Genomic DNA, 23,220 nt, shown 5'->3' with positions numbered 1-23,220 from the left:
TCCTGCGATAAGTCGGATGCCGCCTGCTGCAACAGGCGGCATCATTTTTCCTGCTCATACAGCGAAAGCGGCAAAAAAGCCCGCAGCTTTCTTTTTGGTTTGCTGCCGATGGAAGTCTGATAAATTTCGGATAGTTGTGTTCCCATATTCCCAAAACAGCAGCTCCTCATCTACACTCAGAGCCAACCACACACTCTAAGCTTTTTTTGCCAGGGAATGACCGAATGAAAAATGCGTTGATCATTGACGATAATGCCGTCATCCGTGAAGTATTGCGACAAATCCTGATGACGATGGACTTCAGCCAGATCACAGATGCTCCCAATGGTCGACTTGGTTTACAACATGCTATTTACGATAAGGTAGATGTGGTGTTTTTGGATTTGGAGTTGCCCGATATCCATGGAATCAGCCTGCTGAGCCAGCTCAAAGAGGCTTGTGCAGCCCCGGTCGTGGTGATTACATCACACAGTACGCGTGAAAATCTGCAGCAAGCCATCCAGGCCGGAGCGGCAGGCTTTATTACCAAACCTTTCTTTGGCCAGAAAATTGCCGAAGTGCTGCAAAAGCTCAGAAAGAAAACGGCCAGTACGGCTTAAGCTAAATGGAAGCTAAAGTCTAAAAGATTCCAGCCGATAAACTGATGACGACTTGCTCTAACCCAAGGAGGTTTTATGAGTCAATCCGTTGGCGCCACGGCTTCGGCCCAGGCGTTTGAGGTCCTGGGGGCTGTGATGGCAAAAAAACAGTTAAACCAGGAAGCACAGATGACCAATCTGTTAGTGGAAAGTGCGATGCAGACTTCTGCTGCCGCACAAAGCCCATCGCCGGTTGGTAATCTGGGCATGAACATCGACATCAAAGTCTGATGCGAGCAAGGCAAGTCAGCACAGGATCAGCTGATGCTGTGTTGTCTGCCTTTTTTATGACAGCCATCAGTGCAGCGACTATACTTTGAGATGTGTCGGTCATTGCATGGAACCGACATCAATCGATGTGCAGCAAAAGGAACTTGCGATGAACACCACCACAGCTCTGATCATCGATGATAATGCCACCATTCGCGAATTGCTGCGCCAAACGCTGAAACTGCTTGGCTTTTCACTGGTAGTGGATGCCGATACCGGCCAACAGGGGCTACAGCAATTAGAACATCAGAGCTTCGATGTTATCTTTCTTGATCTGGAGCTGCCTGATATTCATGGTACCAAGCTGATTCACCAACTAAAAGCGCTTGCCCCTGCCAGCCCTGTCGTCGTGGTCACTGCCCACAATACCGTAGAAAACCTGAAGTTTAGTGTGCAGGCAGGCGCGGCAGGTTTTATCGCCAAACCCTTCTCTGCCGGAAAAATTCAGAGCATTTTGCAAAAAAACCTCAGCAACTCTCAGCGTCCGGCAACTGCTAAAGGCCTTGGCTGGGCCAGCCGATCTTAATGCCATACTGGCCGCTTACCGGTGAAGGCATGCACCAAGTGCTCACTGGCACCAATAATCAATGAATACAGCACAGGAACCAGTAACAAAGTCAGCAACATCGCCCCCAGCAAACCGCCAATCACACTGATTGCAAGTGGCTGCATGATCTCGGCACCCTCCCCGAGCCCGATCGCCAGAGGGGTCATCCCCAGCACAGTGGTGAGCGTGGTCATCAAAATAGGCCGCAACCTGATTTGACCTGCTTCAACAATGGCTTGCTGCATGCCCTTACCTTCAGCACGGCCAAACTCAATGTACTCCACCAGCAAGATGGCATTGTTCACGACAATACCAATCAAGAGTACTACCCCAATCAGCACCGGGGCCGACAGCAAGCTACCGGTCAGCCATAAAGCCAGCACCACGCCCATGAGTGACATGGGTGCCGCAGTAATAATCACCAGTGGATTACTCAGCTTTTCGTACTGCACCGCCAACACCACAAAGACCAGAAAAATTGAAAGCACGATCACCAGGCCAAGCTCTCGCTGGGTTTCCTGCATGGTTTCCCATTGGCCCCCTAAAATCAGGCTAAACTGATCCGGCAACTCCAGGCTTTCCAGCCGCCGCTCCACTTCAGCCATCAGACTGGCGACATCCGACTCAGCGGTATTGATATCGGCATTCATCCGCAGCAAACGGCTTTGATTCTCACGCTCAATATGAGCCGGGCCATCGGTTAGCTCAAACTGGGCCAAATCGCGTAAAAACACCGTTTGCCCCTGTTTACGGAACAACAACAAATTACCCAGTTGCTCGACATCCTGCACCTGAGAGCGGGGCAATTGCACCCGAATATCATATTCACGGGTTTGATCGACAAAACGTGATGGCACAGCGCCATGCACCGCTTGCCGGATGGCCTGACCAACCTCTGCCACGCCCAAACCAAAATCTGCCGCCCGCTCACGATCCACCCGGATTTGCAACAAGGGACTTTGCTCTTCACGGGCGGTTTCCAGCCCCTGCAAGCCAGGCACATCCTGCAATAAAGCAGCGATTTGATTGGAGACACGGTGCAAGCCGGCTAAATCCTCGCCAACGATAGCCACAGAAAAGTCTGCTCCGGCGCGACCAAAACGCAAACCACGGATGCTGGGTGGACGCACACTGATGCGGGCACCGGGCAAAGACAGCTGCTGCAATGCCTGCTGGGTATGACTGACCCACTGCCCTGCCGTCATCTCAGGTCGCTGACTGGCCGGGGTGAGCTGCATACGGAAGTTCGCCACCCCAGGGCGCTCATTGACAATGCCACCGCTTAAGTGCCCGCCGACTAAAGCAAACAAGGTTTCTACATGCGGCATGGAGGCCAGCAGTGTTTCAACTTCACGACTTATGGCCTCTGTTTCCTGTGGCGGGGTCCCGGGCGGCAATGCAATACGTACCGACACACTGCCATCGTCAACCGGTGGTAGGAATTCGCCACCCAGTTGCTGAAACAGCTGGTAACTGCCCACAAAAGCCACAGCAGTAGCCGCCAGCACCCACCACCGTGCTTTCAGCACCCAGCCAAGCAGACGACCGTAGCTCAACCTGAGTGTGTCCAGTAATCGATGAAAGCTACGCACGGGCAAACTCTTGCTCAACCCACTTTGCCAACGCACCTTGCCCAGCAAAGCTGCCAGCATTGGGACCAGCGTCAGGGCAGCAACTAAAGTAGCCAGGATCGCAAAGGAGATGGTCAAAATCATTTCCCGGAACACCAATGCCGCCATACCGGTGATCAACAGAAAAGGCACCACAGCCGCCAGATTGGTCATGGTTCCGGCAATCACTGCCGAGGCGACTTCCGCCGAGCCATCTTTAGCCGCCTGGTTTGGTGCTTTGTGCAACTGCTCGTTATGACGAAAAATGTTCTCCAGCATCACAATGGCATTGTCCAGCAATAAGCCGATACCCAGCGCCAGACCGCCCAGACTGATGATGTTGATGGTCAACCCGCCTTGTCCCATCAGGGCAAAAGTCGCCATCAATGCAATCGGAATGGATAAGCCGATGACAAAACTTTTGCGCAAACTGCCCAAAAATAGCCAGACCACCAGCATCGCCAGACTGCCGCCTAAAAGGGCGGCGCTGGAGACACTGGCGATGGCTCCGCGGATAAAAAAGGCCGGATCATTGATGGCCTGAACGGCCATATCCGCAGGAATAAACCCCGAGCGCTCCAGCTGCGCGATAGCACTTTGTACTTGCTCAACCACTTCAACCGTATTGGCTTCCGGCAATTTAAAAACCGACAACTGCACCGCTGGTACACCATTTAACCGGCTAAAGACCCGCTGCTCACGAAAACTGTCGGTTACCGTTGCCACTTCACGCAAACGAATGCGCTGTTCAGAGCCAGGCAGTGGCAGCATCAACTGCTCGATATCTTCGACACTGCGAAAGCGACCTTCGGTTTTGGACATCACATCAAAGCGATCCGAGGTGACCCAGCCGCCAGCAATATCGACATTTTCTGCGGCCAGCTGCTGCACCACATCCTGCATCGTCAGCTGATAAGCAGCCAATCGATGCTGATCCAGCACCACCTGCACTTCCCGCTCCAAACCACCAGCAGCCTCTACCGAGGACACCCCTTCGATGGCAATCAAATGCGGTGTCAGGCGATTTTCTATCCAATCGCGTACTTCAACTTCGGTTCGAATGGGTGAGCTAAATCCAGCCTGCCAGATAGGCGCCTGGGAAGGATCAAACTTATACAGCCGGGGAGGCTCGATATCGCGAGGCAACTGCGTGCGCGCCAGCTCAAGTGCCCGGGATGCATTTTGTAAGGCGACATCCAGATTGGTGCCATAACTAAAATGCAAATTAACATTGGTACGGCCTTCCGACGCCCGGCTGTCGATATGCACCAGATTTTCAACCGAAGCCAGATTGCGCTCCAGCACCCGGGTCACCTGCTCCTCCATCACCTCCGGCGCTACCCCGGAGTAATTCACCGTAACCCGAATTTGTGGGTACTCAATGTGCGGCAATAAATCTACTGGCAGGCGCTGAATGAAAAACAGCCCCAGCACCAGAATAACCGATGCCAGTGCTAGCGTGCCGACCGGGCGGTCAATGGCCCAACTGGTAATTGCGGACGTGCTGCTGGCTGTTGTTTTGCGCATAGGACTTACCCCCGCCAACCAACGATACGAACACGCTGGCCTTCGTTCATTTCACTGGCCAGTGCTGCCAACACCACTTCGCCAGCTTCAACCCCCTCGGTAATTTCCAGCCACTGACCGCGCTGTACCCCGGTTTGCACTGCGCGTTTCTCCAGGCGCTCATTGACAATGACCATCATAAAAGCACCTTCTTCCTGCTGCACTACAGCGGTGGCTGGCACAGCCAGCGCATCCTGTCTGGAATCTATAGTAAGATTCACCCGACCTAAGAAGCCTGGCCGAACCCCTTGCTGCCAGGCTTCTTTAGGTAAAGCCACCTCCACGGTGATAAAGCGGCTGCTAAGTTCAGCCGTTGGGAAAATCCGACGGATTTGAGCGGTCAGAGTACGCCCTGGCATCGCATCCAACTGCACCTCCACCTGCTGCCCCAGGGTCAGATAAGCCACATCGAGTTCTGATACTCCAAGATGCAGCACCAATTGGGATACATCGGTCAGCTCCAGCAAAGGATCCTGTTCACGAATGCTCTCACCAAGTTCAACCCAGCGCCGGCTCACCACCGCATCACGCGGCGCCAGCACAGTGCCAAAAGCCACCCGGGTTTGCCACAATTGGTACTCGCTTTCAGCGACCCGCAAGGCCGCAGCCTGAGCCTGATACTCCGAAGAGCTTGTCAGCTCACGCTGATACAGTTCGGCCTGCCGCCGATACGCAAGTCGTGCTTGCTCCAGCAAGGCCTCTGCCCGCGCCAGCTCAGCCCGCTGCTCGGCCTGGTTCAGGCTAAGCAGCAATTGGCCGGCACGAACTCGATCACCCTCCTCAACCAGCAACTGCTGCACAATACCGCGGGTTTGTGCCGAAAGCCGCACAGTTTCTCGCGGCCGAACGGTAGCAGAAAGCAGCAAGCGACGGGACAAATCCCGATGTTGTACCTCAGCAGCAGCCACCGCAATGACCCTGTTTTCAGATGTGGTGCTGGCCGAGCTGCCGGCCTGCTCAGCAGATTCACAGCCAGTCAATAGCAGCAATAACAACAGCAATCTCCCTTGCGCCCAACCGGTTGCTCTGTGTAACTTCACATCTTTCCCCTTCAAATCATGCATCAATGACCGACTATCCAACCATAGGGTTACTGATAAACTATACCAGTGGTTTTTTACAAAACAGACCGCTATCGGTTCTTCCCCCTTTCAAATACGACAGAACACAAAGAAATTGTTCAAAAAACACTCAATACTGCATTCTTCCAGCCGATAACCCGGTATCATCCCCCAGCCGGAGCCTGTTATGGAACTTATGACAGCAACGCAACAACTCCGGGCGACGGAAGTCAGTGCAGTGTTTCAGGGTCGCCAGGAGCAACGAAGCCAAGTGCCTGCCAACCGGGCAGTTACACCTGTATTGCCTGCGCAAGCAACAGAGCGGGCGCAACAGGCACTGCAACGCAACCGCATTGAGCCAGCAGCAGAAGCCGTTGATAACCAACCGGCTGACGAAGAGCAAGCACTGGAAGAAAAAGCCTTCAATGCCTATCAGACTGTTGGCATGGTCAAGCGTATTCTGGAGCAGCTATCCAACCGCCAGATTGAACTCTACCAGCTCAGTCCAACTGGAGAAACACCTCAGATCAGAGCTGCAGAGCCAACCGGCAACGATGAGCTGATCCGCATTACCGAATGGGAGTTTGGCTATCAGGCAGTCTCTGCCAGTTTCAGTGGCTCGGCACAATTGGCTGATGGCCAGCAAATCAACTGGGACTTTTCGTTTCAGATGGAATACAGCTGGGCTACCATCAGCAGCCGTACTCTGCTGGCCAGCGAGCTGCAGGATCCTATCGTCATTAGCCTGAATGGCATGCCAGCGCAACTAAGCGGCGATACTTTTAGTTTTGATCTCTTTAATACCGGTGTGCCGGTGCAACTGCCCAACCTGGCAGCGCAGCAGTTTTATCTGGGGCTGGATAAAACCGGCAATGGCAGGATTGAGTCCGGTGCCGAACTCTTTGGCCCCAGCACCGGTGAAGGTTTTGCCGAACTAGCTGCTTACGACCTGGATGGCAATGGCTTTATCGACCAGCAAGATACCATCTGGCAAGACCTGTACCTGTGGCGGCCGGATGGTCAGCAACTGAGTATGGCAGAGGCGCAAATCGGTGCCGTCTCGGTGCAGTCGGTCCCCACCCGGATGCCGCTGTTTTTTGACAACAGCGACCAGCTTGCCGGTATGCTGCAGCGCAGCAGTGTCTTTTTAAGCACCACAGGTAAAGCTGGCCTGGTGCAACAGATTGACTTGCTGGTCTGAGTATCACCTTAGGCACAATGCGTAAAACTTGTAACTGATAAAGGGCTTTCAATGTAAACGAAGCCCTTTTTTTATATCGTGCATAATTATAATCACTTGCCATCGCCCCATAGAGGTACAAAAAGTACCACTATGGGGATAGCGTGTTTTAACGCACTGCTTTTTCGAAATTAAACCATCAGCCATCTTGCACCAAGCAAGTGCGCAACATTTTCAATCAACCAAAAAATATGCACAAAAATCGACATTATCTGCATATAAATGCATATTTTCAGGTTAATTTCCCCATAATAGCGCATAAATAAACTTGTCAGCGGCATAGTTTTTGCCATGCTCCATAAAGAACCCATGCGATAAATGGAGCAAAAATGAAGACGAAGCACATTGACTTGTACCAAAAATCAATAATAGCGGTTGCGCTATCCATCCTATTTACTTCGCCTGTTTTGTTTGCAGAACAAAGCGAAAGTGTCAGTGAAGAAACCGAAAGTGTCGAGCGTATTTTCGTGACCGGCTCGCGGATTGCCCGTGATGCCAACCTGGCCTCGCCATCGCCAGTGCAGTCGATCAGTGAAGAAGAAATCCGGATGTCGGGTGAGTTTTCCATCGCCGATGTAGTCAACGATATCCCGGCGCTGTTCTCCTCCACCACCAGTTCCATGGCCAATGAAAGCGGTTTTGCCAGTGGTACCAATGTGCTGAACCTGCGGAGTATGGGCTCCAACCGTACTCTGGTGCTGGTGAACGGCAAGCGCCATGTTGGTGGTACTCAGGGATCCTCGGCCGTTGATGTCGGCTCCATCCCGGCCAGTTTGGTGCGCCGGGTGGAAGTACTGACCGGTGGAGCTTCGGCTGTGTATGGCGCCGATGCGGTGACGGGGGTGGTCAACTTTATTTTGCGCGATGATTTCGAAGGTTTTGAGTTCGATGCGCAAACCAGTGGAGCCGACGAAGGCGGTGCCCACAAATACAAGCTGGATGCAACCTGGGGCAGCAACTTTGCTGACAATCGCGGCAATGTTGCCCTGAATCTATCCTACGGCCAAGATCGGGGCTTACGCGCTTATGAACGCAAAGATGGCCATTTGATAGGTTCAGGCCGTGACTGGGTGAATCCTGATCGCCGCTTTCAAATAGGCGATTTAAACCGCAGCGATACGCCTCACTTTCATCAGTTTTACAACCCGTCCCAAGGTCGTCCGGTTTATGGGCTGGCCATCCCAGGCTCGGCTGATGCGTTTTTGAATAACTACGAAGCCACCTTTGGTACCCGCCCCAATCTAACATCGGCAGAACTGGCATTGATTGAGCGGGCTGGCATCGTGCCACAACGCGCGATATTGCCAGGACGAACCTTCCCCTTTACCTCGGGTTATGGTTTGATTGCTCCAGGAAATGGCTTTACCTTTGCTGGCTTTGACGAGTTTACCCCCATTGATTTGGATGGAAATGGTATACCGGACTGTCTGGACTCCTTTACCGGCTGGACCTCTTCCTTTGCCCCTGGCGCCTTCGGCGCTCTAGGTGGCTGCTGGACCATTTTGCCCGACGGCACTTACCGCCCGGTGCAGGACGGATTAGTCGCTAGCCCCACTCAGGGTTTTGGTGGTGACTCCTTTGATACCATCCAGCAAAACACCAGCTACTTACTGATCCCCGAAGAGCGTTTTGCCATTAACTTATTGAGCAGCTACGACCTGACGTCAGATATCGTGCTTCGGGGTGAGCTGAAATACGTTCGTCAGGAAGCTAAAAATACCATCCATCCAACGTCCTTCTGGGACTTACTGCTTGGAGCACCAGATAACCCATTTTTACCCGAATTTATCCGTCCTATTGCTCAGCAAACCGGAGGGGTCAGCTTAACCATCGATCCTATTGGCCTTGGCGATGCCATGGAAACTAACAAACGGGAAACCATTCGAGGAGTTGTCAGCATTGATGGCTTTCTGGATAATGGTTGGAGCTGGGATGCTAGCGCAGTCTATGGCCAGTTCACCCGTAAGTCTGAATTGACGCATCAAGTAATTGTGGATCGCTTCTTTGCCGCTATCGACGCCGTAAGTAATCCCGCCGGTGGTCAACCAGACTGTCGGGTTAATGTTGACCCAACCACACCGGCCATGGGAACTCCCTTTAATATCCCAAACTATGATCCTGGCTACTTTACCTTTACGCCTGGTGATGGCAGCTGTGTACCCCTGAATATCTGGGCAGGACGGGTTGGAGTCACTCAGGAAGCGCTGGATTGGGTCACCCGCACCAACGAAAGCAAAATTACGCTGGATCAAACAGTATTAAGCGCTTCGCTGGCCGGTGATTTTGGCGATTACTTTGAGCTGCCAGGTGGTGCCATCGCCTTTGCTGCAGGTGTTGAGTACCGCCGTGAAACATCAAAAGCTGAGTTTGATGAGTGGCGCCGCGGCGTGATTCCTGCGGGTGCTCCATACCCAGCCGGCTCTAACGTGGCCGATGTTTCCAGCAATGCCAGTTTGACCTTCAGGCCTGAAACCATTGTTCGTAATGAACGAGGGAATTACCATGTCTATGAAGTTTTTGCTGAATTATCCATCCCCCTGCTGTTTGATACTTTCCTGGCTGATGAGTTAACGCTGGATCTGGCAGGTCGGGTTTCGGATTATTCCACCATTGGTAATACCACCACCTGGCGCGCCAATCTGCTTTGGGCTCCGGTACAGGACTTACGTATTCGTACCAGTTACTCCGAAGCCGTGCGGGCGCCGAATATTACCGAATTATTCGGTCCTGAAACGGGCACCACCTTCCGTCCAGCAGATCCGTGTGATGCAGCACAAATAAATGCTATCCGGCCCAATGATCCCGAGCGAGCGAATAATACTCAGGCTAATTGCGTGGCTTATTTCAACACCATTGGCCTGGACCCATTTGATGGAGACGGCAACTACAGCTTTGCCGATCCACTCACCGCGGCCTTTGGTGGAGTAGTCGGAGGTAACCCGGATCTGCAGGAAGAGACTGCAGAAACCCTGACGGTAGGCTTTGTGTTTACCCCAGGTTTCTTGCCAGGCTTCAACATGAGTGTGGATTACTGGCGCATCAACCTCAAAGATGCCATCAACGCTGTTAGTGGTCAGAACATTGCCGATGGTTGTTTTACCGGGAGTAGTTTAAATGCTCAGTTTTGTGATTTACTGACCCGAAACTCCGACCCTAACTCTTTGTTTTTCGGTGGCTTTAATTTTATGAAATCTACCGATATCAACTTCGCCAAACGTGAAGCATCAGGTATTGATTTCTCAGTTGGCTACAATTTCAGTCTGGGCGAACATAATGTAAGTGCTCGTGTTGCTGGCACACGTATGGAGAAACTGAGAAACTTTACCAACCCATTAAATATTGATGAGTTTAATGACATATTAGAAGAAAATCGCAATCCAAAACTTGCGGGTAATGCTAATCTGTCATGGGAGTATCGGGAGCTACGTGTAGGCTGGCAGACTCAGTATCATGGAAAACAATTACTCCGCTTTGCACTTAAAGATACCTACCAGTCATTGTACGGCGATTCAGTCATGATGCCCTCTACGCTGGTTCACAATATGAACGCCAGCTATAAGTTGAGCCCGGAGCTGATGCTCTACGGTGGCGTCAATAACCTGACCAATGAAAAACCCTTTATCACCAACTACGCTTACCCGGTAAGCGCTGCTGGCCGCACCTTCTTTGCGGGGGTCAATTTACGCCTCTAGTCGAGCACTGTAATGAAGTCTTGTATCAAAAGCTCTGGCATCAGCCAGAGCTTTTTTTAAGCCCGGTATTGCTGTATTCAGTACCGGATCCGGCCAGTATTTGTTGCCTAGCCTGATATACTCAGCCTGATTCAATGATGGGAACCCGTTTATGTTGACGCCGGAGATATGCCAACAAGCACGCCAAAGCCGTGACCCGCGCTTTGATGGCGCTTTTTTTACCGCGGTAAAATCTACCGGCATTTTTTGCCGCTCCATCTGCCCGGCCAAAACACCGCTGGAAAGCAATGTCGAGTACTTTGCTAGTGCAGCTGCAGCCAGCGTGGCGGGCTACCGCCCTTGCCTGCGCTGCCGGCCGGACAGTGCTCCCGGCTCTCCGGCCTGGCAAGGCAGCCAAACCAGCTTGCAGCGGGCACTGCGCTTAATTGATCAAGGCGCCTTGCAGCAGCATAATCAGGCCCAACTGGCCGAGCGGCTTGGTATCAGCGAGCGCTACTTACGGCAATTGTTTCAACAACACCTGGGCATTGCCCCCAAGCAGTATGCGCTTAATCAGCAGGTATTGTTCGCTAAAAAATTGCTGCACGAAACCCAGCTGCCTATTCACCACATTGCGTTAATGGCAGGCTTTCACAGCATTCGCCGTTTTAATGATGCTTTTGTCAAGCAGTTGCAGCTAAGCCCCAGGCAGATAAGGCGCAGCACATCGCCAGCATCAGATGGTTTACTCACACTTGAACTCAGTTACCGCCCGCCTTTGGCCTGGCAATCCTTACTGGCTTTTTGGCAAGCACGAGCGCTGGACAAGGTGGAATGGTGCACGGCTACCGGCTATGGCCGCAGTTTTGAGTGGCAAGGGCACAACGGCAGTTTTTATATTGAGCCCAGTGCTGGCAATCAGTTGCGGCTTCAATTGCACTACCCGGCTGCAACCGAAATCTGGTCATTGGTTCGACATATTCGGCGGGTACTGGATCTGGATGCCGATTGCCATCTGATTGAACAGCAACTGCGTCTGCATCCCTGGTTTCAACAGCATCTAATCAGCGGTCTACGCATCCCCGGTGTCTGGAGTGTGTGGGAAGCCGGCATTAGGGCCATTTTAGGCCAGCAAATCAGTGTCGCTGCCGCCAGAACTCAATTAAATCGTTTAGTCGCGGCGCTGGGCGAGCCATTACCAGAACAACCGGATAAGCGCTTGTTTCCAACGCCAGCCACGATCGCTGATAGTGATCTGCTAATGCTGAAGTTGCCTCAGGCCCGCCGCCAAACCCTGCGTGATTTTGCCCGCCTGATGCTCAGGCAACCAGATGCTCCCACGGAGCAATGGCTAGCCATCAAAGGCATAGGCCCCTGGACTTGCCATTACGCCAGTTTGCGCGGCTTGCAAGACAGTGATATCTGGTTAGGCGGCGATTTGGGCATCCAAAAAGCCCTGCAACAACACGATAAAAATATCAGCCACCAGCAGTTGGCGCCCTGGCGGAGTTATGCCACCTTGCAGCTCTGGTTTCAGACGGCCCCCACCATGAGAGGACAACCCCATGACTGAATGCATCATCCAAGGCCCTTGTGGCGCAGTCTCCATTCAAGCCACCCCAACAGGGATCTGCGCCGTCCGGCTGTTGCAGAGTGACACAGCATTAAAAGCACCAACAACGGCTTTGCTTAACGCAGCCGCAAAGCAGTTGGAAGGTTACTTTAGTGGCACTTTGCAAGCCTTTACCCTCCCTTTGGTACCGACAGGCACCGCGTTTCAGCAGCAAGTGTGGCAAGCACTACAACAGATCCCATTTGGTGAAACCAGAAGCTACCAGCAAATCGCCAACGCCATTGGCAATCCAAAGGCAGTCCGGGCTGTGGGGATGGCCAATAGCCGGAATCCGGTGGCTATCATGATTCCCTGTCACCGAGTGATCGGCGCCAATGGCCAATTGACCGGCTATGCCGGCGGGCTGGACAAAAAAGCCTGGCTACTGCAGCATGAGCAACAACCAGGCCAGACACGCTGCTGAAGGATGGGCAGCAGCGTAAAACAGAGACACTCAGGCGTTAAAATTGATAAGACACGCCCAGCCGGAATTCATTGGAGCGATGACCGCTGTTCAGCGCTACACTGGTGCGAGCGGCCCACTCCGGGCTGAAATAAAAAGCAATGCCACCGGCCAGACTGGTATAGTCACGACCAATGGTGTGATAACTAAGCTCCGAAAACCATTCCACTTCAGGTGTCAATTTATCGGTAATACCAACACCTGCATAAATACCTGTATCGCTGGCATCTTCGAAGGCATGCTGCAAGCCACCACGAATGTAAGTCTGGATAGACGGTGCAAAGTCCAATTTGAACTCCGTTAAGTAATTCGCACCCAACGAAAACTCACTGACATCCACCGAGCGCTTTGATACCCGCTCCAGATCGGCACGAATCACCCAGCGAGGCTCTAATTGATGGCTCAGATTAAGATAGGCACCGGAGCCGAAATGATCGACATAACCAACGCCAACATGATCCCAGTTCACCGCGGCTACATTGGCTGCAGCCAGGCTCAGTGTCAGGGCACAACATACTCGGGTCAAACTCGCTCGGGTTAAGCCAGGGGTCATTTTTTTCATTTTGCTCTCCTTGTAACTGCTGTCGGAGGACCAGACGATCCGGCAGTCTTCTCATTTGTCAGTTTTCAGGCTAACAAGCAGCAACTTAACCAAAGCTGAACCTTAGGCGGACTGCATCATTCCATAAAATAGAACCATCCATGCCAATCTATGCAATTTTCTTTCGAATGTACTTGGTATTAAATGAGCACACTGTCCTTACAGAGGAATTTATGATGAGTATTCGAACCGTACAACAACTGATACCCGCACGGCAGGTGTCCGATGGCGCCGGCGTGAAAATCAAGCGCAGCCTTGGCCTTAGCCAACAACTGCGGCTGGATCCGTTTTTAATGCTGGATTGTTTTGGCTCCGACCAAGCCAACGATTACATCGCCGGCTTTCCAGCCCACCCACACCGTGGCTTTGAAACCGTGACCTACATGTTGCATGGCCATATGCTGCATGAAGACCATATGGGCAATAAAGGCCACCTGAAAAGTGGCGGTGTGCAGTGGATGACAGCAGGTCGGGGCATTATTCACTCGGAAATGCCACAGCAGGAATCCGGTTTGATGCAAGGTTTTCAGCTGTGGCTGAATCTGCCTGCAGCAGAGAAAATGAAAGCAGCCGCCTATGTCGATATTGCACCTGAGCATATTCCACAAGCGGCGTTAGCAAGTGGTGGTCAGGTCAAAGTCATTGCCGGTCGTATTCAGACAGATCAGCTGACACTGGATGGTGCCATTCGCGGCCTGAGCACGGATCCACAGTTTTATGATTTGCACTTACAAGCTGATGAACACATCGCATTGCAGTTGCCAGCGGTTTACAATGCACTGCTGTATGTCTATGAAGGCAACCTGGAGTTACCAACAAGCCAGCAACCGGCCAGCATTGGGGTGCATCATGCAGCCGTGCTTAGTCAGGGCGATGAGGTGCAGATCAAAGCACTGAGCGATACCAAGGTTATCCTGCTGGCTGGCAAACCCATCGGCGAACCAGTTGTTCAGTACGGACCTTTTGTGATGAACACCCCTGATGAAATCGAACAGGCGATCCGAGATTACCAGGCAGGTAAACTGACCGGCGATCAGCCACTGCAAGCCATTCAAATCTGATAGGAAAAGCCGTATACTGCGGCTTTCCCCTTCAAGAAGACAAATGACGATGCAGCGGATTGGAATTATTGGTGCTATGGAGCCTGAAGTGGCCCTGTTGAAACAACAACTGACAGAGGCGACTACCCAACAAGTTGGCCCTTATCAGTTTCATTGTGGTCAGTTGGCGGGCAGGGCCGTGGTGCTGGTGCAATCTGGTATCGGTAAAGTAGCTTCGGCGCTGGCTACCAGCCTGATGATACAGAGCTTTCAAGTCGATGCAGTGATCAACACGGGCTCTGCTGGCGGTTTTGATCCTGAGTTGCATGTTGGTGACATTGTGATTGGTACCGAGCTGTGCCATCACGATGTCGATGTGACGGCCTTTGGTTATGTGCCAGGACAAGTGCCCCAGATGCCCGCTACCTTTCCAAGCGACACCCGGCTGGTTCAGGCCGCAGAAAAAAGCATCGCCAAGCTGGGTTTTTGTCAAACCAAACAGGGTTTAATTGCCACCGGTGACAGCTTTATGTGCGATCCGGTTCGTATTGAACAAACCCGCCAAACCTTCCCCACCATGCTGGCAGTCGAAATGGAAGGTGCTGCTATTGCACAGGTGTGTTATCAGATGCAGGTGCCCTGCGTGGTGATCCGCAGTTTAAGTGATATTGCCGGCAAAGAGTCCCCTGACTCCTTTGAAGCCTATCTGGAAGTGGCGTCGAAAAACAGTTCCGCCATGGTAGTAGGCTTGCTGCAACAACTCGCTGCCTAACACAGATGTCATGGCTTGAGCAGCTGCAAACCAGCCCTGCACTGCTGTGGCTGGTGGTGCTATTTGCCGTCTTGCTGCCCTTGCCTTCAAGCTACCATCCACTGACGTTTTTCCGGTTTTTTGCCCAGAAACTGGCACAAAAAGTTAACCCGGATCCCAAGCGCAACATCTTTCAATTACGACTATCAGGCACCCTGGCCCTTCTGTTAGCACTGCTGCCCTTTCTGGCCTTGCTGTACGCCAGCAACAGCTTGATGGCCTGGCCTGAATGGTACCAGCTACTGTTGCTGTACCTTTGCCTTGATTTTGCCCCCATTCGTCAGCGCATCATTCGTTTACAACAAGCGCTGGCTGCACAACAACTGACGCTGGCCCGCGATCTGGCCAGCAAAGTCATGCTTCGGCAAACCCGCTCGTTGTCTTCGCTGGGGCTAAGTAAAGCCGGCATTGAAAGCCTGTGGCTGCACTTTGCCCACATCTGGTTAAATACTTTGTTCTGGTACTTACTCGGCGGAATTTGGTTGGCCATCGCCATACGATTATTGCTGATTTTGCAACAAGAGTGGAGTACAAAACTCAGTCACAACCAACACTTCGGTGCCCCAGCATCCATACTGGCGCGCTACCTGCTTTGGCCTGGTTATTGGCTGTGCTTTCTACTGGTTTGTATTCGGCTGCGCTGCCGTAATTCATTCAGGCAACTGGGGCGAGCGCCAGTCAAAACCTTCGATCGGGCGCAAACTGCCTGTTTGGTCAGTGCCTGTGCCAGCTTAGGTTGTCGCCTGGGTGGCCCTGCAATTTACGAAGCTGAGCAAAAAGTGACCCGAGACAAACTGGCAACCGATTACCCCGAGCCGGATCACCGTCATCTGCTGGGCGCATTAAAAGCACAGCAGCACTTATTGCACTTTGTTTTATTACTGCTGGGCATGGCAGTGGCTGGCTGGTACTTGCTGCTCTGGTATCACTGACGCTGGACTTATTTGCAAGGCTCAGTATAGTGAAAGTTCAGTGCAGTAAATGCTTGTTTGATGATAGCAACAGTGAGTAGGTACACATGGTACAGCATAAAACAATAACAACAATGCTGGTCACTGAGGGCTGGCAGTGAAGTTCATTAGCCAGCTTGTTATGCTCTGTGCTGCATTAATAGCGTGCTCCATTAGTGCGCAAATAAAGCCTGTGCTGCAACCTCTTACCACTGAACACGGTTTACCGCCTGGTGCCGTTACCCGCATGATGTTAGATCAGGATGGCTTTCTGTGGTTAGCGCTGGAAGGCGGTTTAAGTCGCTATGACAGCGCCCGGGTTATTCAGCTCAATAACGCACAACAATCGCTGCAAAATGCGCAATTTGCAGCTGTACTGCAACTGGATGATGCCAGTATTTGGGTGGCAACCAGACATAGCGGCGTTTATCGCTTCAACCCGGATACTGCAGAGCTTGAGTCCAGGTTTGCTTTGCCTGATCTCTTTCAAAGTCCGCTGCATGAAGTGACTTCCATGATGGCGTATTCACACAATCAATTGGTGGTTTCAACCAATCAAACTGTATTTATGTTGCATCTGGACAGCGGTGCTATCGAAACACTGTATCAGCTTCCGGGCGAGTTCAGCCTGGAGCGTTTTATTCGTACCGTCTACCCCTTCGAGAATAAGGTCTTTATTGGTACCCATGATCAACTGTTGCTGCTGGACCCAGCAACAGCAAAGACAACCGCGATACCCTACCTGCCACCAACAGCAAGCCGGGCACAACGGCATATTAAATTTCTCTCTGTTCAGCATGAGCAGCTGTGGATTGGTGCGGTAGAGGGACTGTACAGCCTGCCATTGTCAGCCATTCCCACTTATTTAGCAGCAGGTGAGCCGGTTCTTAGCCAGCTCCGGGTACCGCAGCGCAATATCTGGCATCTGGAATGGTTGGAGCACCAGGCCATGATTGCCACCGATCAGGGGTTATACCGCTTTCAACCGGATACGAACCATCTTGAGTTTTTATGGGGCTTTCAACACAGTGGCCTGCAACTCACTGACAATAATATGATCAGCATGCTGCGCGATCAGTCCGGTGGTTTCTGGTTAGGAACCCGCTACGATGGTGCTTATTACTGGCATCCGCGCACTACCGCATTTACGCATTTCGGTCATCAAAGAGATCATCATGCTTTGACCGACTCACGTGTTTTTTCGCTGGCCGAAATGGCACCAAATCATCTATGGATCGGTACAAGTAATGGTTTAAATCACTTCAATCTTGCAACAGGTCAACTGGAACATTTTTTAAAAAACCCAGACCCTAAAGCTTACCTCCATGAGTCAACTGTGTTGGCGCTTTTTCCACAAAGCAATCAGCAACTGTATTTTATGTCGCCTTATGGCCTGGCTTTGTTCGATACCAATGCTCGGCAAGTACTGCCAGCGCCACTTGCCGACGAAACGCAACGCCCTTTACTTGGCCAGGGCTCCAGAAGCTTCTGGCAGGATCGTTCAGGGGTATTCTGGTTCGTTCACGGGCATCAGATATACAGTTATCAGCCAGAACCAGGCATCATCACCCCTATAGAAGCCTTAAGGCACTTCGACCCCAATCTATTTGGTAGCTTTCTGGGCAATGCCCCTGGTTCGGAGTCTCAGCTGCTATTTACCAGTGCCAATCAACTTTGGCTACTTGACCTTTCAACCAGCGCACTCAAGCTATTGTTTGAAGCTGAGCATCCTAATCCGGCAGCCGCCCACTTTGCCGACAGCATGCTGCTGGACTCACAGCATCGGCTTTGGGTTGGTCTGAACGGTGTTGGTTTATTGGCTTTTAGCCTGCCTGATTTTGAGTTACTGCATCACTTCCACCAGCACAATCAGCTACAAAGTCAGTTAATTTTTAGCCTTGAGCAAGATGAATACGGCTGGCTGTGGTTCACCAATCCGCACGGCCTGTTCCGTATGGATCCGCAGAGCTTTCATATTGAGCAGTTTACCAAATACGATGGGCTTATCAGTTATACCTACAATAGCCGGGCCGGATTGAAGTTAACCGATGGCCGACTGGTCTATGGCAATATGCAAGGCATCACTCTGGTAGAGCCTGGTTACCTTATGACGGAGACAAATCCACCTCACGCCATCATTACCGAGTTGAACTCGCTGGATGGACGTGTTCATACCTCGTACGGCATTTTAAATGACAACCGGCTTTTGTTACCTTTTGATGTTGAAGGCCTAAAGCTGCACTTTAGCAGCATGAACTTTCGGGATAAGAACAGAGCCCGCTTTCGGGTATCGTTAACTGGCAAACAATCTTTTCTATTTCCAGAGCAAACAGAGACTCACATCATCATTCCTAAACTGCCCCCAGGTGACTACAACTTTCAGGTGGTAGCGGTGTCCCCTATCACCGGGCATGAAAGTGAACCAGCCCGGCTATTTCTGCGTGTGCTCCCCCCCTGGTGGGCCAGTAACTGGGCTTACTTTGGTTATGCCCTGCTGAGCATACTGCTCCTGGTTACCTGGCTGCGCAACCGACAGCAGCATCAACGCATGCTAACCATGGCGCACCGCAAGCTCAAAGCCAGTGAGCAGCGGATGAAGCAGGCGTTGGCAGCGGTCGATAGTGGCGCCTGGGAATGGTATGCCAGCAAAAACAGTCTGTACGCCTCACGCATACACAGCATGCTGGGCTACCGCGAGTCACTCAATCCGTTGACGTTGGAGCAGCACCTGTCGCTGATCCACCCGGAAGATAAAACCCAGTTCGAACAGAAATGGCAGTTATTCACCGAACAAAAAACAGGGAGTTTCGATCACACTTACCGGCTGCAACACAAAGACGGCCATTGGCTGTGGTTTCGTGATATCGGCAAAATCGCTGAACTGGACGATGAACATCAGGTAATACGCGTGATGGGCACCTTTAGCAACATCACCGAAACCCGCGCCAGCCAGGAAAAAGCCCGTCTGTTTGGTGAGGCGTTTCAAAAAACCCGCGATTGGGTGGTGATCCTGGATGAACAGCAACGCATGATTGCCGCCAACCAATCCTTTGCCGATGCCTTTGGCCCGGTCGAGCATTATCTGAGTAACCCGCAAACGCACCACCTTGGCATCAGTCTGGATCGCCGCCGTTATTACACCAAGTTATTGCGCGAGTTTCAGGTCAATCAACACTGGCAAGGCGAAGAAATTATTGTCACACCGGATGGGCGGGAACGCCCCACCCTGATCAACATCAGTGCTGTCGGAGAACAAAACAAAGTGGGCTTCTTCGTGCTGGTGTTTACCGACATCACCGACCAAAAGCTGGCCGAAGATGAACTTCGTTATCTGGCAAATTACGACGCCCTGACCGGCTTACCCAACCGGGCGCTGTTAATGGATCGGATTCATCATGGCATCGAAACGGCCAAGCGCTCCAAGCGGTCGCTGGCTTTGTGCTTTTTGGATCTCGATAGATTCAAACAAATCAATGATTCTCTTGGCCATGATATTGGTGATTTACTGCTGAAAGAAGTCGCCCGGCGTCTCAGTTTAACCTTACGGGAGAGTGATACCGTCGCCCGCTTGGGGGGCGATGAGTTTGTTGTGCTGCTGGAAGGCTACAAGTGCAACGACAATATCAGCCATGTCGCGCGCAAAATGCTGCAAATTATTGGCGAGCCGATGCAGCTGGGCCCTCATACGGTGGGAGTTTCACCCAGCATTGGTATTGCGGTCTATCCGGATGATGCCTTTACCGCTTTTGAACTGATGAAACACGCCGATGTTGCCATGTATCATGCAAAAGAAGCTGGCCGAAATAACTTCCAGTTTTTTACCCAGGAAATGAATGAAAAAGCCCACATGCAGCTGGCGCGGGAAACCCGTTTACGCAAGGCCTATCAACAAAAAGAGTTCGTCAATTACTACCAGCCTATTATAGATAGTAAACATAAAAGCATGGTGGGTGCTGAAGTCTTACTGCGCTGGTACAGCAGTGATGGGGTAGTGTCTCCGGCCGAATTTATCCCCTTAGCCGAAGATCTAAGCCTGATCATTCCCATGACCCAGCAACTGCTGGAGCGTGCCCTGGCAGATTTGCAGGGGTGGCATCAAGCGAACTTTCCCTTGTATCTGTCGGTCAACCTGTCAGCCCGTCACCTTGAGCACGACAACCTGGCTGAACAAGTAGAACACATGCTGCATAAGTACCAGTTACCGCCCAGCTGCCTTCGTTTTGAAGTGACCGAAAGCGCGCTGATGCGCGATCATGCCAGCGCCATCGCCACCATGCATGAACTAAGCAAACTTGGTATTAAACTGGCGCTGGATGATTTTGGCACCGGCTACTCCTCGCTGAAATACTTAAAAGAATTGCCCATCGACGCGATAAAAATTGATCGCAGTTTTGTTAAAGACATCGGCATTGATCAAAACGATGAAGCCATTATTGAAACCATGCTGAGCATGGCCACTACCCTTGGCATGTATTGTGTCGCCGAGGGGGTAGAAACCGAGCAACAATTGCGTTTTTTCAGCGAGCGGCATTGTACGTTGATTCAGGGCTACTTTTTTGCCCAGCCGATGCCGGCCAATCAGTTGAAGCAGCTGCTTGAAAGCAAGCGCTTTGCCACCCACAGTACCACTGAGCCGGGATCTTTGTAAGCCGGGCTCAAGGCCCGCAGACAACGGCGCTGAATCTGTTACAATGCCAGCTTTTCCGAACCAGGCTCATCATGCGAAACCCTCTACTGCAAGGTGCATTATTACTGCTATTGGCAGAGGCCTGCTTTGCTGGCATTGGTGCTTTGGTTAAATACAGCAGTGGCATGGCCACCGAAGCTCAGGTGGTGTTTTTCCGCAATGCTTTTGCACTGGTACTGATGCTACCGTTTTTGTACAGCAGAGGCTGGAGTTTGTTAAAAACCGAGCGTTGGTACCTGCATGCCTTTCGTGCTTTGACAGGTTTGGTATCGATGTACTGCTTTTTCTATGTGCTTGGGCAACTGCCATTGGCACAGGCCATGGCAGTGTTGTTACTCACTCCCTTTATTATTCCGGTCATCGCCCGCGTCTGGCTAAAAGAGCGTCCCAGCCAGCTTACGCTGATTGCGATTGCTCTGGGGTTTGTGGGTGTCTTGCTGGCTCTACCAACGCCGGCACCGGGCATGACCAAAGTACTCTTGGTCGCGCTGGCTGCAGCCACTTTGGTCGCCGTGACCAAAACCACCATCCGCTATATGTCGAGCACAGAGCCTGCCGTGCGAACGGTGTTTTATTTTTCCCTGCTCACCGCTGTATTTTCGGTGATCCCATTGCCATTTTACTGGCAACCGCTGCCCAATGAAGCCTGGCTGGCATTTATTGGCATGGGCATCCTGGCCGCTATTGGCCAGTTGGCGATGACCCGGGCCTACGCGCTGGCACCGGCCAGTGCCATTGGCATGTGGACCTACAGCAGCGTCATCTTCGCTGGTCTCTTTGGCTACCTGTTCTGGCAGGAGCCGGTCACCATGAGCTGGCTGGCTGGCGTACTGGTGATCTTCTATGCCGGCTACATCACCACCCGACAGCGCTTGCTTTAAGCAAACACCCAGCCGACAGGGCTGGCACTTCCGGTCTGGCTGGGCTAAAATATGCGCCCTTTATGCGCAGTAACGACACAGGGTCCATCAGAGCATGAGCAAAAAGCTACACATCAAAACCTGGGGCTGTCAGATGAATGAGTACGACTCATCGAAAATGGCAGACCTGCTGGATGCCACCCATGGCTTCAGCCTCACTGAACACGCTGAGGAAGCCGATGTGATCCTGCTGAACACCTGCTCAATTCGTGAAAAAGCGCAGGAAAAAGTCTTCCATCAGTTGGGGCGTTGGCGGCCGCTGAAAGCAAAGAACCCCAATTTGGTGATTGGCGTGGGTGGCTGTGTCGCTTCGCAAGAAGGCGCGGCGATTCGTGAGCGTGCGCCCTATGTCGACATTGTCTTTGGCCCACAAACCCTGCACCGTCTCCCTGAGATGATCAAAGCCGTCACCGGTGATCGCGCGCCTGTGGTCGATGTATCCTTCCCGGAAATTGAAAAATTTGACCGCTTGCCAGAGCCCAAAGCCGACGGCCCCAGCGCCTTTGTCTCCATTATGGAGGGCTGCTCCAAATACTGCAGCTTCTGCGTGGTGCCCTATACCCGCGGCGAAGAAGTCAGCCGGCCGCTGGATGATGTGTTGTTTGAAATCGCCCAACTGGCCGAGCAAGGCGTGCGAGAAGTCAATTTGCTGGGCCAAAATGTCAATGCCTACCGTGGTAGCATGCACGATGGCAGCATTTGCAGCTTTGCTGAATTGCTGCGGCTGGTAGCGGCCATCGATGGTATCGATCGCATTCGCTACACCACCTCACATCCGGTTGAATTTACCGATGACATCATTGAAGCTTATCGCGATATTCCGGAGCTGGTCGATCACCTGCATTTGCCGGTGCAATCCGGTTCCGACCGGATCCTGACGCTGATGAAACGTGGTCATACTGTGCTTGAGTTTAAATCGCAGGTACGAAAGCTGAAAAAAGTCCGGCCCAATTTAAGCATGTCGTCCGATTTCATCATCGGCTTCCCAGGCGAGACGGCTGAAGACTTTGCTGCCACCATGGATTTGATCCAGGCCATTGATTTTGATCTGAGTTTTAGTTTCATCTACAGCGCCAGGCCAGGTACCCCAGCCGCTGACTTGCCGGATGATGTCAGTGAAGATGAGAAAAAACAACGCTTGTACATTTTGCAGGATCGTATCAACCAGCAGGCACTGCGGATTGCCCGCGGCATGCTGAATACGGAGCAACGCATTCTGGTAGAGGGCCCGTCAAAAAAGAACCTGATGGAGCTGTGCGGCCGCACCGAAAACAACCGGGTGGTCAATTTTGAAGGCGATCCGAAACTGATTGGTCAATTTGTCGATGTACTGATCAACGATGTCTATGCCAACTCATTAAAAGGCACGCTGATCCGGACCGAACAGGATATGGGACTGCGCCGGGCAGTATCCCCGCAGCAAATTTTGGCGCGCCAACCCAAAGCCGATGAGCTGGGAGTGACTCAGTTTGCTCCCTAAACTCTCCTTCTTGCCAACAGGCTGGTTTTGCCAGCCTGAGCTATTGAGAGGTT

The 23,220-nt window shown here is 52.1% G+C and carries 16 protein-coding genes; 13 read left to right on the top strand and 3 right to left on the bottom strand.

Annotated features, from left to right (window positions below; translation table 11 throughout):
• Positions 1 to 224: 224 nt before the first annotated feature.
• The 3 genes from QWY20_RS02360 to QWY20_RS02350 all read left to right on the top strand — a co-directional run bounded on the left by QWY20_RS02360 (position 225) and on the right by QWY20_RS02350 (position 1,434).
• Positions 225 to 599, top strand: coding sequence for a response regulator (locus QWY20_RS02360; protein WP_330127430.1), 375 nt, complete (start codon positions 225 to 227; stop codon positions 597 to 599).
• A 75-nt stretch (positions 600 to 674) separates the two neighbouring features.
• A complete protein-coding gene (locus QWY20_RS02355; protein ID WP_330127429.1) occupies positions 675 to 869 on the top strand; it encodes a hypothetical protein in 195 nt (64 codons plus the stop codon).
• 148 nt (positions 870 to 1,017) lie between these two features.
• Entirely contained in the window at positions 1,018 to 1,434 is a 417-nt protein-coding gene (locus QWY20_RS02350) for a response regulator (RefSeq protein ID WP_330127428.1), read from the top strand.
• Here QWY20_RS02350 and QWY20_RS02345 read toward each other — a convergent pair.
• Both QWY20_RS02345 and QWY20_RS02340 read right to left on the bottom strand, forming a co-directional pair.
• Positions 1,431 to 4,592 (bottom strand): efflux RND transporter permease subunit, encoded by a 3,162-nt coding sequence (locus QWY20_RS02345; protein WP_330127427.1) that lies wholly within the window; start codon positions 4,590 to 4,592, stop codon positions 1,431 to 1,433. The genes QWY20_RS02350 and QWY20_RS02345 overlap by 4 nt on opposite strands.
• Positions 4,593 to 4,597: 5 nt before the next feature.
• The gene (locus QWY20_RS02340; protein ID WP_407935389.1) at positions 4,598 to 5,695 is read right to left on the bottom strand and encodes an efflux RND transporter periplasmic adaptor subunit; all 1,098 of its coding nucleotides are present in this window, start codon (positions 5,693 to 5,695) and stop codon (positions 4,598 to 4,600) included.
• 184 nt (positions 5,696 to 5,879) lie between these two features.
• Here QWY20_RS02340 and QWY20_RS02335 point away from each other — a divergent pair, with 184 nt between their 5' ends.
• From QWY20_RS02335 to QWY20_RS02320, 4 genes are all read left to right on the top strand, one after another.
• Complete coding sequence (locus QWY20_RS02335) at positions 5,880 to 6,893, top strand: hypothetical protein (protein ID WP_330127425.1); 1,014 nt, start codon at positions 5,880 to 5,882, stop codon at positions 6,891 to 6,893.
• 368 nt (positions 6,894 to 7,261) lie between these two features.
• On the top strand, positions 7,262 to 10,624 hold the full coding sequence (locus QWY20_RS02330) for a TonB-dependent receptor domain-containing protein (protein WP_330127424.1): 3,363 nt from the start codon (positions 7,262 to 7,264) through the stop codon (positions 10,622 to 10,624).
• 151 nt (positions 10,625 to 10,775) lie between these two features.
• Positions 10,776 to 12,176, top strand: a complete 1,401-nt coding sequence (locus QWY20_RS02325) for an AlkA N-terminal domain-containing protein (RefSeq protein WP_330127423.1) — start codon at positions 10,776 to 10,778, stop codon at positions 12,174 to 12,176.
• Complete coding sequence (locus tag QWY20_RS02320) at positions 12,169 to 12,639, top strand: methylated-DNA--[protein]-cysteine S-methyltransferase (RefSeq protein ID WP_330127422.1); 471 nt, start codon at positions 12,169 to 12,171, stop codon at positions 12,637 to 12,639. Before QWY20_RS02325 ends, QWY20_RS02320 begins: the two co-directional genes overlap by 8 nt.
• A 37-nt stretch (positions 12,640 to 12,676) precedes the next feature.
• Here the strand turns inward: QWY20_RS02320 and QWY20_RS02315 are convergent, their stop codons facing one another.
• Positions 12,677 to 13,240, bottom strand: a complete 564-nt coding sequence (locus QWY20_RS02315; protein ID WP_330127421.1) for a hypothetical protein — start codon at positions 13,238 to 13,240, stop codon at positions 12,677 to 12,679.
• A 215-nt stretch (positions 13,241 to 13,455) separates the two neighbouring features.
• Here QWY20_RS02315 and QWY20_RS02310 point away from each other — a divergent pair, with 215 nt between their 5' ends.
• The 6 genes from QWY20_RS02310 to miaB all read left to right on the top strand — a co-directional run bounded on the left by QWY20_RS02310 (position 13,456) and on the right by miaB (position 23,167).
• Positions 13,456 to 14,340, top strand: a complete 885-nt coding sequence (locus QWY20_RS02310) for a pirin family protein (protein WP_330127420.1) — start codon at positions 13,456 to 13,458, stop codon at positions 14,338 to 14,340.
• 49 nt (positions 14,341 to 14,389) lie between these two features.
• On the top strand, positions 14,390 to 15,091 hold the full coding sequence (locus tag QWY20_RS02305; protein ID WP_330127419.1) for a 5'-methylthioadenosine/adenosylhomocysteine nucleosidase: 702 nt from the start codon (positions 14,390 to 14,392) through the stop codon (positions 15,089 to 15,091).
• Between the two features lie 5 nt (positions 15,092 to 15,096).
• Complete coding sequence (locus tag QWY20_RS02300) at positions 15,097 to 16,062, top strand: cobalamin biosynthesis protein (protein WP_330127418.1); 966 nt, start codon at positions 15,097 to 15,099, stop codon at positions 16,060 to 16,062.
• Between the two features lie 265 nt (positions 16,063 to 16,327).
• Entirely contained in the window at positions 16,328 to 20,728 is a 4,401-nt protein-coding gene (locus QWY20_RS02295; protein WP_330127417.1) for an EAL domain-containing protein, read from the top strand.
• 71 nt (positions 20,729 to 20,799) lie between these two features.
• Positions 20,800 to 21,648, top strand: a complete 849-nt coding sequence (locus tag QWY20_RS02290; protein ID WP_330127416.1) for a DMT family transporter — start codon at positions 20,800 to 20,802, stop codon at positions 21,646 to 21,648.
• Positions 21,649 to 21,742: 94 nt separating this feature from the next.
• Positions 21,743 to 23,167, top strand: coding sequence for a tRNA (N6-isopentenyl adenosine(37)-C2)-methylthiotransferase MiaB (gene miaB / locus QWY20_RS02285; RefSeq protein WP_330127415.1), 1,425 nt, complete (start codon positions 21,743 to 21,745; stop codon positions 23,165 to 23,167).
• The last annotated feature ends 53 nt before the right edge of the window (positions 23,168 to 23,220 follow it).

This window comes from Alkalimonas cellulosilytica (genome assembly GCF_036325985.1).
In the GTDB taxonomy this organism is placed as follows: domain Bacteria; phylum Pseudomonadota; class Gammaproteobacteria; order Enterobacterales; family Alteromonadaceae; genus Alkalimonas; species Alkalimonas cellulosilytica.
This window is presented reverse-complemented; position numbering and strand designations above follow the sequence as displayed.

Coding starts and splice junctions, on each gene's coding strand:
- QWY20_RS02360 (WP_330127430.1), top strand. CDS start 225: ATGAAAAATGCGTTGATCATTGACGATAATGCCGTCATCCGTGAAGTA.
- QWY20_RS02355 (WP_330127429.1), top strand. CDS start 675: ATGAGTCAATCCGTTGGCGCCACGGCTTCGGCCCAGGCGTTTGAGGTC.
- QWY20_RS02350 (WP_330127428.1), top strand. CDS start 1,018: ATGAACACCACCACAGCTCTGATCATCGATGATAATGCCACCATTCGC.
- QWY20_RS02345 (WP_330127427.1), bottom strand. CDS start 4,592: ATGCGCAAAACAACAGCCAGCAGCACGTCCGCAATTACCAGTTGGGCC.
- QWY20_RS02340 (WP_407935389.1), bottom strand. CDS start 5,695: ATGCATGATTTGAAGGGGAAAGATGTGAAGTTACACAGAGCAACCGGT.
- QWY20_RS02335 (WP_330127425.1), top strand. CDS start 5,880: ATGGAACTTATGACAGCAACGCAACAACTCCGGGCGACGGAAGTCAGT.
- QWY20_RS02330 (WP_330127424.1), top strand. CDS start 7,262: ATGAAGACGAAGCACATTGACTTGTACCAAAAATCAATAATAGCGGTT.
- QWY20_RS02325 (WP_330127423.1), top strand. CDS start 10,776: ATGTTGACGCCGGAGATATGCCAACAAGCACGCCAAAGCCGTGACCCG.
- QWY20_RS02320 (WP_330127422.1), top strand. CDS start 12,169: ATGACTGAATGCATCATCCAAGGCCCTTGTGGCGCAGTCTCCATTCAA.
- QWY20_RS02315 (WP_330127421.1), bottom strand. CDS start 13,240: ATGAAAAAAATGACCCCTGGCTTAACCCGAGCGAGTTTGACCCGAGTA.
- QWY20_RS02310 (WP_330127420.1), top strand. CDS start 13,456: ATGAGTATTCGAACCGTACAACAACTGATACCCGCACGGCAGGTGTCC.
- QWY20_RS02305 (WP_330127419.1), top strand. CDS start 14,390: ATGCAGCGGATTGGAATTATTGGTGCTATGGAGCCTGAAGTGGCCCTG.
- QWY20_RS02300 (WP_330127418.1), top strand. CDS start 15,097: ATGTCATGGCTTGAGCAGCTGCAAACCAGCCCTGCACTGCTGTGGCTG.
- QWY20_RS02295 (WP_330127417.1), top strand. CDS start 16,328: ATGATGTTAGATCAGGATGGCTTTCTGTGGTTAGCGCTGGAAGGCGGT.
- QWY20_RS02290 (WP_330127416.1), top strand. CDS start 20,800: ATGCGAAACCCTCTACTGCAAGGTGCATTATTACTGCTATTGGCAGAG.
- miaB (WP_330127415.1), top strand. CDS start 21,743: ATGAGCAAAAAGCTACACATCAAAACCTGGGGCTGTCAGATGAATGAG.